The organism is Microcoleus sp. AT9b-C3 (genome assembly GCF_036705485.1).
Classification (GTDB): domain Bacteria; phylum Cyanobacteriota; class Cyanobacteriia; order Cyanobacteriales; family Microcoleaceae; genus Microcoleus.
The window spans coordinates 133,533-145,241 of record NZ_JAUBUR010000019.1; the positions used below are offsets into that span (position 1 = coordinate 133,533).

At 44.2% G+C, this 11,709-nt stretch carries 16 protein-coding genes and 1 pseudogene; 7 read left to right on the plus strand and 10 right to left on the minus strand.

Annotated features, from left to right (window positions below; all coding sequences use genetic code 11):
- Window positions 1-334 precede the first annotated feature (334 nt).
- From QUB77_RS18250 to QUB77_RS18260, 3 genes are all read left to right on the plus strand, one after another.
- Window positions 335-1,258, plus strand: a complete 924-nt coding sequence (locus QUB77_RS18250) for a histone deacetylase (RefSeq protein WP_333175437.1) — start codon at window positions 335-337, stop codon at window positions 1,256-1,258.
- A gap of 349 nt (window positions 1,259-1,607) precedes the next feature.
- Window positions 1,608-1,796 (plus strand): hypothetical protein, encoded by a 189-nt coding sequence (locus QUB77_RS18255; RefSeq protein ID WP_015175516.1) that lies wholly within the window; start codon window positions 1,608-1,610, stop codon window positions 1,794-1,796.
- A gap of 598 nt (window positions 1,797-2,394) precedes the next feature.
- Window positions 2,395-3,417 carry an ATP-binding cassette domain-containing protein gene (locus QUB77_RS18260; RefSeq protein ID WP_333175692.1) on the plus strand — a complete coding sequence of 341 codons (1,023 nt, stop codon included), beginning with the start codon at window positions 2,395-2,397 and terminating at the stop codon, window positions 3,415-3,417.
- 159 nt (window positions 3,418-3,576) lie between these two features.
- Here the strand turns inward: QUB77_RS18260 and QUB77_RS18265 are convergent, their stop codons facing one another.
- The gene (locus QUB77_RS18265; protein WP_333175434.1) at window positions 3,577-4,164 is read right to left on the minus strand and encodes a Uma2 family endonuclease; all 588 of its coding nucleotides are present in this window, start codon (window positions 4,162-4,164) and stop codon (window positions 3,577-3,579) included.
- 61 nt (window positions 4,165-4,225) lie between these two features.
- Window positions 4,226-5,632, minus strand: coding sequence for an NB-ARC domain-containing protein (locus QUB77_RS18270; protein ID WP_333175432.1), 1,407 nt, complete (start codon window positions 5,630-5,632; stop codon window positions 4,226-4,228).
- A gap of 420 nt (window positions 5,633-6,052) precedes the next feature.
- Here QUB77_RS18270 and QUB77_RS18275 point away from each other — a divergent pair, with 420 nt between their 5' ends.
- Both QUB77_RS18275 and QUB77_RS18280 read left to right on the plus strand, forming a co-directional pair.
- A complete protein-coding gene (locus QUB77_RS18275) occupies window positions 6,053-6,553 on the plus strand; it encodes a hypothetical protein (RefSeq protein WP_333175430.1) in 501 nt (166 codons plus the stop codon).
- Between the two features lie 33 nt (window positions 6,554-6,586).
- On the plus strand, window positions 6,587-7,114 hold the full coding sequence (locus QUB77_RS18280; RefSeq protein ID WP_333175428.1) for a hypothetical protein: 528 nt from the start codon (window positions 6,587-6,589) through the stop codon (window positions 7,112-7,114).
- Between the two features lie 145 nt (window positions 7,115-7,259).
- On the opposite strand, the gene QUB77_RS18285 is transcribed toward QUB77_RS18280, so the two are convergent.
- From QUB77_RS18285 to QUB77_RS18315, 7 genes are all read right to left on the minus strand, one after another.
- Window positions 7,260-7,670 carry a type II toxin-antitoxin system VapC family toxin gene (locus tag QUB77_RS18285; RefSeq protein ID WP_333175426.1) on the minus strand — a complete coding sequence of 137 codons (411 nt, stop codon included), beginning with the start codon at window positions 7,668-7,670 and terminating at the stop codon, window positions 7,260-7,262.
- On the minus strand, window positions 7,661-7,861 hold the full coding sequence (locus QUB77_RS18290; RefSeq protein ID WP_333175424.1) for a hypothetical protein: 201 nt from the start codon (window positions 7,859-7,861) through the stop codon (window positions 7,661-7,663). The genes QUB77_RS18285 and QUB77_RS18290 overlap by 10 nt, the downstream gene beginning before the upstream one ends.
- A gap of 79 nt (window positions 7,862-7,940) precedes the next feature.
- Window positions 7,941-8,183, minus strand: coding sequence for a DUF433 domain-containing protein (locus QUB77_RS18295; RefSeq protein WP_333175423.1), 243 nt, complete (start codon window positions 8,181-8,183; stop codon window positions 7,941-7,943).
- A 78-nt stretch (window positions 8,184-8,261) separates the two neighbouring features.
- Window positions 8,262-8,516 carry a hypothetical protein gene (locus QUB77_RS18300; protein WP_333175421.1) on the minus strand — a complete coding sequence of 85 codons (255 nt, stop codon included), beginning with the start codon at window positions 8,514-8,516 and terminating at the stop codon, window positions 8,262-8,264.
- A gap of 2 nt (window positions 8,517-8,518) precedes the next feature.
- Window positions 8,519-8,854, minus strand: a complete 336-nt coding sequence (locus QUB77_RS18305) for a XisI protein (RefSeq protein WP_333175419.1) — start codon at window positions 8,852-8,854, stop codon at window positions 8,519-8,521.
- Window positions 8,842-9,258: an element excision factor XisH family protein gene (locus QUB77_RS18310; RefSeq protein ID WP_333175417.1), complete on the minus strand. Its 417-nt coding sequence runs from the start codon at window positions 9,256-9,258 to the stop codon at window positions 8,842-8,844. The genes QUB77_RS18305 and QUB77_RS18310 overlap by 13 nt, the downstream gene beginning before the upstream one ends.
- A 73-nt stretch (window positions 9,259-9,331) precedes the next feature.
- The gene (locus QUB77_RS18315) at window positions 9,332-9,589 is read right to left on the minus strand and encodes a hypothetical protein (protein WP_333175415.1); all 258 of its coding nucleotides are present in this window, start codon (window positions 9,587-9,589) and stop codon (window positions 9,332-9,334) included.
- A 117-nt stretch (window positions 9,590-9,706) separates the two neighbouring features.
- On the opposite strand from QUB77_RS18315, the gene QUB77_RS18320 reads away from it, so the two are divergent.
- A complete protein-coding gene (locus QUB77_RS18320; RefSeq protein WP_333175413.1) occupies window positions 9,707-10,597 on the plus strand; it encodes an ABC transporter permease in 891 nt (296 codons plus the stop codon).
- 162 nt (window positions 10,598-10,759) lie between these two features.
- A complete protein-coding gene (locus tag QUB77_RS18325; protein WP_333175410.1) occupies window positions 10,760-11,128 on the plus strand; it encodes a MerR family DNA-binding transcriptional regulator in 369 nt (122 codons plus the stop codon).
- On the opposite strand, the pseudogene QUB77_RS18330 reads toward QUB77_RS18325, so the two are convergent.
- A pseudogene (locus QUB77_RS18330) lies at window positions 11,113-11,635 on the minus strand (ISKra4 family transposase); the annotation flags it as partial. The gene QUB77_RS18325 and the pseudogene QUB77_RS18330 sit on opposite strands and share 16 nt — an antisense overlap.
- Window positions 11,636-11,709 lie beyond the last annotated feature (74 nt).

Genomic DNA, 11,709 nt, shown 5'->3' on the forward strand with positions numbered 1-11,709 from the left:
ATCGGTTTGGATTCAGTAGAGCTGCCAAATATTGCAAATTACTCCTGAAATTATATCACAATTTGCCTTGGATTTTATGGGAAAGTTGCCAGAAAATTTAAGGGGCGAAACAGGGGAAATTCGTAAGTGGGCAGTTGGTGATTTAATCATCAATTGGCAAAAGCTAGAAATGGTTTTTTAGGGGGAAGGATTTCATGCGTTGGTGAGTTTTTTTGAGGGCGATATCAAAAAATAAAATGGTTGCCCGAACGCAATTTTAATTTCACAAAACCGAAGGTTTTCTTAAAGCAAACTAAAAATCTAAAATCTAAAATCTAAAATCTAAAATCTGCCGATGCTACCCGTCATCTACTCCGAAGATTTTTTGCTGCACAAGACTGGAATGCTTCACCCAGAGCGACCAGAACGTTTAACGGCGATCGTCAACGCTCTGAAAGCTGCTCCTTGGGCGGCTCAAATTGAGTGGCAACTGCCCACCCCAGTGGCGCAGCGCGAAAAAGCACTGTTCTCGGCTATCAAAAAAGTTCACTCGCAAAGATACATCAAAGAAGTCGAACATTTGGCTCATCGGGGAGGCGGCTACCTCGACGGCGATACGCCGATATCTGCTGAAAGTTACGACGTAGCGCTGCTGGCTGCGAGTGCTTGGCTCGATGGGGTCGATCGAGTGGTGGCTGCGGGGGAACCGGCTTTTGTGCTGGCAAGGCCGCCGGGACACCACGCCGAAAACGCCCGCGCGATGGGTTTTTGCTTGTTTTCCAATGCTGCGATCGCCGCTCACTACGCCTTAGAACAGCCGGGAGTCAACCGCGTCGCTGTCCTCGACTGGGACGTGCACCACGGCAACGGCACTCAATCTTTGGTGGAAAACTGCCGCCAAATTGCCTACTGTTCCCTGCACCAATCTCCGTGCTATCCGGGAACAGGAGATGCCGAGGAGCGCGGTGCCTACGAGAACGTGCTGAACATTCCCCTCTATCCGGGCAGCGGCATAGCTGAATACCTGAGCGCCTTTGAATCTCTTGTCGTGCCTTTTTTGTCCAAGTTTGAACCGGATTTGTTGATTGTCAGCGCTGGTTATGACGCTACTGCGTCCGATCCGCTGGCGAGTATGACTCTGATGCCGTCAGATTTCGGTACTTTCACCGGATACTGCCTGCAACTCACCCGCCGCATAGCTTTTGGTTTGGAGGGGGGTTACGCGCTGAAAGATTTGGCTGAGTCGGTTGTGGCGACTATTGACCGATGCCTCAATTAGCTGGAAAATCGGCATAGGGGAAAATCAGGTTGAGAAGCCATGAGGACGGGAGGGAGAGTTTTTGAGGGCGATCGGCGAAGCGATTATTTGGCGATCGTGCGATCGGGCTTCTTCCCTCGATCGACTATCAACTGTCAACTGTCAACTGTCTTCTGACTTTAGTGACAAGCATCACCAATTTAAGAGATCCAAGTCACTGGGCATCCAAGTCTCGGTCACAGATTTTTAATCAAAAAATCACACTGTGTCAATGTTTTCGATCGCCTTTGAAGTCATTCCCAGAGTGCATAATACAAATACAACAAGCCTGTTAAAATTTTATCTGTCTCAATCAACTAGGAGGTTTATCATGTCAGTATCCCAAATGACACTCGAAGAGTTATTTGGTCAGGTCATGTTCTCCAGCGTCGTGACTCGCCACGACCGGAGACAGCTCAGATCTGCACTCTTAGAAAGAACACTGAATGAAGATGAGTATGCCATCATCAACCGACTGCTGTACAACGTGCGCCGCGGTTGGGTAAAAATTGTCGATTAAAGACCTGGCAGCCACTGCCTTTAGGGGAGTTAAGACCATTTTCGATTTTCGATTTTCGATTAAAGAATTGGTAATGACTGATAACTATCGGGGCTGAAAGCACGGGTATACAGTTACATTTGTTGGGAAACTCATTACAAGTATAACTTGCCTCTTCGGGAAGTTTTTTGTGTTTAATAGTGGGATCGAAAGCGTGATGTGTTTGACCAGTGTGTTAATTATCAAAATCTCGCTACACATCAGCCTATAGGTAGAGATAATTAGAAAATAACAGGTTTCGGGTGCATCTCTACTTGTTGAAAACTTATGAGTTTTGAGTTGTTAACTGAAAAGTTATAATTAACTCAAAACTCATAATTTTTTTGATTCGAGATGGGAGATTGGAGATTGGGAAAGACTGATGAATATCAGGGTTGGGAAGCGCTATAAAGTTAATATTTTTAAAACTGATATTAAGAATCAAAACTATAAGCAGTTTCCGGTTGATGAGGAGTGTGCGATCGTACAAGCACAGCCAGTCGCATTAGTCGATCGCACATTCCGGCAATTTGAGCTCAGAAGTGTCAAAATATTAACAACCAGTTCATCCCCAAAATATATGGCTCCCGCCGTTTTAATTGAAAATCTTCAGAAACGCTACGGCACTGTAGAAGCCGTTAAAGATGTTTCCTTCAAGGTAGAACCGGGGGAAATATTTGGTTTGCTAGGCCCCAACGGTGCAGGCAAAACCACAACCCTGCGGGTACTTTGTACTTTGAGTGCGCCGGATAGCGGACGCATTGAAGTGTCTGGCATTTCTGCTGTCAGCCAGCCGAGAATGGCCAGACAAAAACTCGGCTACGTCGCCCAAGAAGTGGCTCTCGATAAGGTGCTGACAGGGCGGGAACTCCTGCAACTGCAAGCAGCGCTTTACCATTTGCCGCGCCCTACGATTAAAGGGCGGATTGACGAAATGGTGAAACTCCTCGGTTTGGAGGATTGGGAAAATAAAAAGACGGGCACTTATTCCGGCGGTATCCGCAAACGCTTGGATTTGGCTGCTGGATTGCTGCACCAGCCTGATGTTTTGGTGTTAGACGAACCGACTGTCGGGCTCGATATTGAAAGCCGGGTGGTGGTGTGGGATTTCCTGCGGCGCTTGCGGGAGGAAGGTACGACGGTTTTGATTACCAGCCATTATCTTGAAGAAGTTGACGCTTTGGCCGATCGCGTGGCGATTATTGACAAGGGTACGGTAATTGCTGAGGGTACGCCGGAGGAGTTGAAAAATCGGGTTGGGGGCGATCGGGTGACTCTGCGGATTCGGGAGTTTTCGCCCATCGAAGAAGCTGAAAAAGCTAAAAATCTGATGCAATCGCTGCCTTTTGTGCAGGAAGTAATTGTCAATACCGCTCAAGGAAATTCTCTCAATTTAGTAGTAACACCGCAAAGCGATGCGCTGGTGACTATTCAGCAAGCTTTAAAAGATGCGGGATTGCCTACTTTTGGGATTGCTCAATCTCGGCCGAGTTTGGATGATGTGTATTTGGCTGCGACTGGTAAGACGCTGTTGGATGCGGAGTTGGCTGCTGCTAGCAACCGCGATTTGAAGGCGGAGCAAAAACAGGCGATGCGATCGTAATTTAAAGGAAGAGGGAAGAAGGAAGAGGGAAGAAGGAAGAAGGAAGAGAAAGCCTTCTTCTCTTTTTTAGATCGTTCGGCGGTTGGAAACCGCGTCTACACAAACGAAGTCTGCCTTCGCAGGCTAAGAGATAAACCGATATTCAAGGTGGATTTGATATCATACATCCAAGACTTGCTCTGCTGTTAATGCTAATTCTGGGAAAGTTCGGGATATAATGCGATCGCTCCCTCGGTAAGCCGTCATTTGATAAACCCCATTTTCATCAAGCAGGTAAACAAAAACAGTCGGCTCTTTCGGGTTGCCCAAATAGTTTCTGCTACCCAAAGCTAAATAATCGACAATCCAATATTCAGAAATTCCCAGCCGCTGATATTCATCTAGCTTGTCGATATAATCATCTTCCCAATTTGTTGAGACAACTTCTACAACTAATTGTGGTGGTTCAGTTAGTGCTGAAGAGGCGAAGGGCTGCGATTCCCAGAGGGTTTTGTCTACTACGGTAATATCAGGATTGCGGCCTTGTTCTTTACCATTCGGGGTTAATGTCCTGACTACAATTCTGCCAGATATTCTGTAATTCAGGTTGATGCGTTTCACCTCGTCGTGAAACGTATTTTCAATAAAATCTGCTACATTTTCGTGCTGTCTTATTGTTGGTAAAATTTTGACAATTTCTCCATTAACAAGTTCATAGCGTCCGTCTTCATCGGGAAGTTGCTTGATGAATCGATCGAAAGTGAGCATTTGTTTAGGTTTGGTAGGAGTTGCGATCGTGGTTTTATCTCATTTAGCTAGATATTTAAGACTATTCTGCCACCATTTTAACATACTGTTTTAAGACAGGTGGAATAGTGAAAACTATTTCAGATTCACAGTTCAATTTTTTGATCATTCCCCGTCTTGCTAAAGATTGAATTGCTTGACATAATTCGCGCTGCGAACCTTGATATTTTGCTATGAGTTGGGGAAACGAAACAGGTTCGATTTCATTACTAAGTTGCGAAATCGCCTGTTTTTCTATTTCGGACAACCGCTGATAATGCTGCTGCAATATCGGTGTCAATTCGTCACCTAAAAATACTGGTTGACAGCTTAAATATTGAGAAACTCTACCGTTAAATAAGTTATTAATAGTTTGAGCAACTAATTTTAACCAGAGGGGATTACCTTGATAAATTTCAATCAATTCTGACCAGGTTTCTTCATCCAATAAACATTTTTCTCTAAGAATTTCTGTGGCGGGTTCACCTAAACCGGTTAACTGTAATGAACGTACTGCTGAATTATCGTCGGTGAATGTGATGATGTCTGAGGGAGGTTCCCAACTATTGAGGATTAAGCAGCTATTGTGGGGAATTTCGCCGATGAGTTTAAATAGGGTTCCGTAATTTTCATATCCGGGTTTATAATTTCCTGCAAGTTGCCCGCTGCTGAGAATTTGCTGCACGTCATCTAGGATGATCAGACAGCGATTTTCGCGCAAAGTTTCTATTAGGATTGACAACTGAGCATCGATGTTGGTGGAAAAGTTAATATCTGTTCGATCGCAGAGAAATTGAATAATATTTTTCAGGGTTGTTTCTAGGGGTGAGGAAGTGCGGAGACTGCGCCAGATGATGCGATCGAATTGAGTTTGAATTTGGGGGATGAGGTGACGGGCGATCGCACTTTTGCCGGTGCCTGCCATGCCTGTGATGGTGAGGAGGCGGCAGTTTTGGCTGGCGATCGAGTTTTCGAGGGCGGTGAGGGGTGAGTTGGGGCGATCGTAGAATGTTCTGAGCTCCGGTGCATCTCTTAAATCGAGTCGCGGTTTCTCTTGGGTGTTGTCTTCATTTGAGGTTTGTGCAGGCGGTGAGTGTTGTGGAGCTTTTGGAGGGTGTGAGGTTTCTGTGCAAACGTTGATGTTACCTTTGTTTTGTACAAAATTAAAATCACCAAAATTTGAAACTTTAGAAAATTCATACCTCTCCATTGTGGAGCGCAAATTTGATTTCATTACATCTTCATCTAATATTTCTGAAAGAGTTTGCCATAACTTTGAGGCAATATTTCTGACATGGCGTTCAGTACAATGAACCTCTTTAGAAATTTCGGAGTATCTTTTACCTTGCCACGTTCCCCGTACTACTGCCTGTTGCAGATCGTCCAATCGTTTGCCGGTCTTAGCGAACACCAAGCCATCGGCAAACCTTAAGAGTTCTTGAACATCCATTTATTGGGTAAATGTAGGAGGTTTTATCTATTGTATCAGACTTTTTCTGACTTTTTCTGACTAAGGATGGCAAAATGTGACTTTGAACGGCTAGCTAATTTTATCAACTACTGGCAAATTGTGACATTCTCCTACTTTACACTACATAAAAATTAAATTAAAATTTAATCAGGGGCTTTAAAACAATCTTAGGCAACCTATAAAGATTTTAACAATGTAAATCTGACTGGCGCAACTAGGCCAGATAGCACCGTCCATCCCTAACGGTTAAAAAAGTTGCTCAAAATGTGGCTGCATCCGCTACTCCACCGGTTAAAGAAGTTGCTCGCAATGTTGCTGGATCGGTGAGCAATGTCTAGGGGATTTTCGCCTCGTGAAATGTTCGTAAAAAATTGGTAATTTCCCACAGGATAAAAAATTATGTCTAGTGCATTATCCCTACCGCAAGCTAATTTAAAAATGGCTCTCTGGCAAGTCGATGCTGATGCAATGAGTAGCAGTGAATTGTATGTGTGGTTAAATGATATCGGCTTGCCGCATGAAGTCTCGATGCGGCTGCATGAACTTGCCACATACACGAAAAAAGCTGCTAACAAAGTTTTACTTATCGGCAAAATTCTCCTCATTAAAATCATAGAATTTGTCAAATCGCATCCCCATTTAGCGATAGGGGTTGCTGTTGGTGTCGCTGTAAGAATTTTGGCAAGTTCGATACCCTTTGTCGGCCCGTTATTAGAACCTTTGGCAACAGCGCTGGGTATCCCAATTGGTGCAATAGCCGGCCACCGACTCGATCGAGGCAAAGAGGAGTCTGATGGAATTATTGGAATTGTTCAAGAGATTATTGAGATTGCCAAAGATTTTTTTCAATTACTGGTAGACGTTTTCAATACAATTTTCCGCAACGTCATCACTGCTTAACTGCCAAAATTAGCAAAAAAATTGAGGTCTAATATGTCGGCAAATAAAACGCCAACCAAAGAGCAAATTCTGAAGTCAATAGAGCAACTGAAAAAAAATCCACATGATAAATTAGGGATTTTAGCAGATATTGGCATTGGTGTGGTGGGGGCTGCCGGTGCTGGTGCGGCAGTGGCAGCTTTCGGTGGTGTACCAGTTCTATTTGGGTTGTGGGTCGTTGCACCTCCCGTAGGATTAGTTGTTGGCGGTGCAGCTTTAGGTGCTGCTGCTCTTGTAGGGGTAAAACGAATATTTGATGGCAATTTTGACGAGGGAAAAAAAGCAGAAATACTTAAAAACTTAGAAAAACAGCTAACAGATATTGAATCCGAAGAAAGAGCCTCTAACCTGGAAGACAGCGATAAAACTAACTTTATTGTTTCCTTGAAAGAACCCGTCAGGCTCGATTTAATTAGCCCGAAAGACGCTCAGGATTTAATTAGGGCCGTAGAAAGCGGTCAAATTGCAATCAAAGAGGCGATTAAAATGGTTGAGGATGTGGTGAAAGCTGCTAAACCATAACTGCCTTCTGACTGCGTAACCTGGGAATGCTAAGTTGTAAGTCTGCGATCGCCTTTACTTAAGCTAAGTGCGATCGCCCTTATCCCATCCCCATTAACTCTCTTTCGTCTGCGATCGCACTTTTTAGCGATCGCCCTTTCCATGCTCATGATCTTGATTCGGCGGCGGGAATAACTTCAATCAGTCCCGTATGAAAAGCTGTATCGTAAGTAATAACTGGTAAATTTTCGAGTTCAGCTTGTGCCATAATCATCCGGTCAAACGGATCGCGGTGGGGAATAGGCAGGCTGCCAGCGCGAAGGGCATGGGCTGAAGTTATAGCTAGTTCGATAAATTGCGATCGGTGGAGGATTTGCGAATATTCCCCGACAATCTGTTTGGCTTCGGGAAGTTTACCGATGCGATATTTGGTGGCTATTTCCCAGGCCCAAACAGTGCTGACAATGATATTAAAATCCGGGTTGCGAATGATTTCGCGGCATTGGGCATTGAGTTTGGGGTCGTCAAAGAGCCACCACAACAGGATATGGGTGTCAATGAGATAACTTATTCCCATTGTTCGAGTTCCTCTTCTGGTAGGGGCTCAAAAAAAGCATCACCGAGTTTTCCTGTCAGTAAACCAGGCGTGCGAGGCTGTGGCTGTTCTCGTCCTAATCCGAGGCGAAAGTAGCGAATCAAGTCATAGATTTCTGCAAGTTTGTCTTCGGGAATGTCTTGTAGTTCTTGAACGATCTTCTCAATTAGCATAAATCAAACACTCCGATAGTTGCTGGTGAATCGATTGAGCTACTGCGATCGCCCTTAATAACTAACTACTCATACTCTACTAAAGCCGCGATCGCCCTCGAAAGTTCTTCCATATCAGTAGTCGAAAGTTCTCCGATTTTCCGAATGAATCTTTTAGAGTTAAATGCCCGATGCGATCGGCAATTTCTTCTGCACTCAAACTTTGCTTGTACCAAATAGCAAGGCGCCGGACTGTAACACCAGTTCCGGTAATAATTGGACAGCCACCATGTATGTCAGGCTGACGGCTAATTAGAGTTCCTATATCGGTGATAGTTGACAAGATTTTTTCCTCCCTATTCCGATCGCTCTCTTATCTAGCATAGCACTGTCACAGCAAGAGCGATCGCCCGTAACAACATCACCATTTTACCTTCTGAAAAACAATACTATCTCCTGTCACTGTAACTGCATATCGATCCCCAGGCTTCAGTTGAGCCTCAATCTCAGCGGGAATTTCTAACTTACCGTCGGGGTTGACAGGAACAGTAATATTTGATTTCAGAATGTATTCTCGCAGGTGTTCAACAACTCTATCTTGCAGATTTTCCGGCCGAGATTCCATGATTTTGACCAAAGTTGCGATCGCACTTGATGACATAGCTTGATCCTCCATATTTAACTTACAGCAAATCCCGTGTACTGCCGAATATTGGGAGAACGAAATCCCAAAACAATCTGTTCTTTGGGGATTCCCCCCGCTACTAACTCATTGGCAATTCCCTGTTCAGTTCCATCTCTTTGAATCCAAATTTTTCCCTCAATAATATCAACATGAACTAAACATCCGTGAACTCTGATATCGTTTTCACGTCCCAAAATTATTAGCAAATAACGGTCTGAATTGCTATCAAAAACCGTTTCGAGCTGAATATCTCCATAAGCATAAGGTATTTGAGCATATTCAGTCAGAATTTTTTGGATAATGCGACGATAATTTTCTAAGGTTCCCATTGTACTATCTCCTCATTTTTTTCAGAAAAAACGATTAAACATACTTGATAATCTGCTCTAATAATTTGACCTAGTGGTTCAGACAATAGTTCACTAAAAACTGATTGTGTAATAGCTAGATAGAGCTTTCGATCTGGTTCAGTTCTAGCGATAACAGAACGGTAAACTAAATATTGACCCAGCGCATTCTCCAGGTCATTCATGTCTGATGCGCCCACAAAACTTTTGACTTCTACAGCTATCTTTTGTCCAGCCTTCTCAGCACTTAAAATCCGCTCTGCGCCCAAATCGACGTACATATCTTTAATTCCCCATTTTAATCTCAAGGGATCGTGGGTAATTCTCCATCCGTCTTTGATGAGGGCATTTTTGACAACATTGTGATAAAGGTCTTTGGCTGGCATATTGGAATAAATTAATTTTTAATCATTGATGAGAGCTAATGCTAATTTTTAGCCCTAGATATCCCTGAAAAATTCAAGCAATTTCCGCCGCGAAAAGCCGACCATCGCAGCGCTCATCTTCATCTTCCAAAAGCCATGAATGAGCCTCATCATAGCTGGAACTTAAAAACAGAGACTTATAGTTTGCTGATGGGTCATAAATACAAAAACCTCCATTCTTTCCACTTACTAACATCAAAATTAGAGGGGGGAAAACAATCGGATTTACCCACAATTCGATAAATTCCCAATCATTAATTTGTTCGGCGAGGTCTGGTGTGTGCGATAACATGATATTCAGTTTACCAAAACTCCACACAAAAAGCGATCGCCCGCTCAACACCACCAATACCTCCAGACTTGCTACTGTAAAGAGAGTTAGATTTAATCAAAATCAGCGCAAGCAATTATGAGCGGTACTGTTACATCCCCCAACAACCTCAACCAGCAGCGGCCACTCTCCACGGCATCCGCTGACACTTCCAGTTCCCTGCTGGGCGACTTCATCCAAGAAACTCTCGCCTTAACCAAGCGCCTGTTTATTCAATTGCAGCGCCGCCCCTCGACGCTAGTTGCAGGCATTATTCAGCCGCTGATGTGGTTGGTTTTGTTCGGAGCTCTGTTTGAAAATGCTCCCTCCGGCTTGTTCGGCGAAAGCCAGAATTACGGACAATTTCTCGGCGCTGGCGTTATCGTTTTTACCGCCTTTGCCGGGGCGCTGAATGCCGGTTTGCCGATTATGTTCGATCGCGAGTTCGGATTTCTCAACCGCTTGTTAGTCGCGCCGCTGGCTTCGAGATTTTCGATCGTCCTGGCTTCGGCTATTTTTATCGTCACCCTCAGCTTTATCCAAACCGGCACAATTGTTACAGCGGGCGCGTTTTTGGGCGCGGGATTCCCCGGAATTGCCGGACTGGGGGCGATCGCCCTCATTGTCCTGCTGTTAGTTTTGGGCGTCACCGGCTTGAGTCTGGGTTTAGCTTTCGCTCTCCCCGGCCACGTAGAATTAATAGCGGTAATTTTTGTTACTAACTTGCCGCTGTTATTTGCCAGCACAGCCCTTGCGCCGCTGTCATTTATGCCAGAGTGGCTGCAAGTTGTGGTGACTCTCAATCCTCTGAGTTACGCGATCGAACCGATCCGCTATTTGTACCTGCACAGCGATTGGTCCTTAGCCAGTGTCGTGATGCACGCTCCTTGGGGTAATGTTACCTTTGCAGGAGCGCTATTAGTGCTGCTGGCGTTTGATTTGGTGGCGCTGCTGAGCATTCAACCGCTGCTGAGACGCAGGTTTGCGTGAGGAAGGGCGATCGTTTCACCTGCACCGTCAATTCTAGGACATTGCGCCATGCCTTTCGTCGTGTCAACTTAAGGTAAAACCCATAGTCCGTCAGGGGTTGATTGACAGTGTATAGTTTCCTAACAAATACCGACATTCACTTACAGATGCTCAAGTAAGTGAATGGCATACATACCACTGAGAAAAGCAGTCGAATTTCTGGGCTTGCACGCAAACACCTTAAGAAAATACGCAGATGAAGGGAAGATCAAAAGCATCAAAAACGAGGCAGGACAAAGACTCTACGATGTCGAGTCCTATCAACGCGGTGCAATTGGAACTACCTTTGTCTGCTACTGCCGAGTTAGTTCAGCAAAACAGCGAGACGACCTCGCTAGACTTGTTGAATTTATGCGACAGCAGTACCCAGACGCCGAAATCATGCAAGATATCGGCTCAGGACTTAATTTTAAACGCAAGGGATTGCAAGCCTTACTGGTCAGATTTATGGGGTGCATCTCAGTTTGGCGAATACATCAAATTGAAAGTTGACCGTTGAGATAAGCACAGCGAAGAGCAAGGATAGATGAAACGTTCTCAATATTCCATTGCGCTCCCGATATTTTCACCCTTAATCCAATGCGTTTAATTATTGATTCAATTGTTCCCAAACCAATCGAACTTATGGATTCTTCTTTGTAGTATTGGTAATTTACTACTCGGCAGCGATGGGTCTCTAAATAATTGCCAAACGTTTTAAATGCTTGACCTTTAAAGTCTTTAAATAAATTTATAACTTCATCAATCTTGCCTTGCCATAACATATTCTCTGCTGATTTCAATCGTTTTATTGAACCCCCTACCGTGTAGAGATTTTCTTGTTCGATGATACCAATCTAAGATTTCTTGTCTTTGTTCATTATTTCCTATTTCTTTAAATATGTTCCAAATCCCGGCATGACCATCCCCTATGCAATACATAGGGTGTAGTAATTTTTGGCTATTAGTCCAATCAATTAAATCTTGATTATTTTGAAAGAATGCTCCCGAATCAACATTATAGTCATTTCAAATAAGTATGAGACACTCTTTATGCACAATAAGCACGAATAACTTCATCAAGAGATGTGCCA

Coding starts and splice junctions, on each gene's coding strand:
- QUB77_RS18285 (WP_333175426.1), bottom strand. CDS start 7,670: ATGGGAATAAGTTATCTCATTGACACCCATATCCTGTTGTGGTGGCTC.
- QUB77_RS18325 (WP_333175410.1), top strand. CDS start 10,760: ATGGCATACATACCACTGAGAAAAGCAGTCGAATTTCTGGGCTTGCAC.
- QUB77_RS18315 (WP_333175415.1), bottom strand. CDS start 9,589: ATGTTATCGCACACACCAGACCTCGCCGAACAAATTAATGATTGGGAA.
- QUB77_RS18310 (WP_333175417.1), bottom strand. CDS start 9,258: ATGCCAGCCAAAGACCTTTATCACAATGTTGTCAAAAATGCCCTCATC.
- QUB77_RS18255 (WP_015175516.1), top strand. CDS start 1,608: ATGTCAGTATCCCAAATGACACTCGAAGAGTTATTTGGTCAGGTCATG.
- QUB77_RS18280 (WP_333175428.1), top strand. CDS start 6,587: ATGTCGGCAAATAAAACGCCAACCAAAGAGCAAATTCTGAAGTCAATA.
- QUB77_RS18320 (WP_333175413.1), top strand. CDS start 9,707: ATGAGCGGTACTGTTACATCCCCCAACAACCTCAACCAGCAGCGGCCA.
- QUB77_RS18305 (WP_333175419.1), bottom strand. CDS start 8,854: ATGGGAACCTTAGAAAATTATCGTCGCATTATCCAAAAAATTCTGACT.
- QUB77_RS18260 (WP_333175692.1), top strand. CDS start 2,395: ATGGCTCCCGCCGTTTTAATTGAAAATCTTCAGAAACGCTACGGCACT.
- QUB77_RS18270 (WP_333175432.1), bottom strand. CDS start 5,632: ATGGATGTTCAAGAACTCTTAAGGTTTGCCGATGGCTTGGTGTTCGCT.
- QUB77_RS18265 (WP_333175434.1), bottom strand. CDS start 4,164: ATGCTCACTTTCGATCGATTCATCAAGCAACTTCCCGATGAAGACGGA.
- QUB77_RS18250 (WP_333175437.1), top strand. CDS start 335: ATGCTACCCGTCATCTACTCCGAAGATTTTTTGCTGCACAAGACTGGA.
- QUB77_RS18275 (WP_333175430.1), top strand. CDS start 6,053: ATGTCTAGTGCATTATCCCTACCGCAAGCTAATTTAAAAATGGCTCTC.
- QUB77_RS18300 (WP_333175421.1), bottom strand. CDS start 8,516: ATGGAGGATCAAGCTATGTCATCAAGTGCGATCGCAACTTTGGTCAAA.
- QUB77_RS18290 (WP_333175424.1), bottom strand. CDS start 7,861: ATGCTAATTGAGAAGATCGTTCAAGAACTACAAGACATTCCCGAAGAC.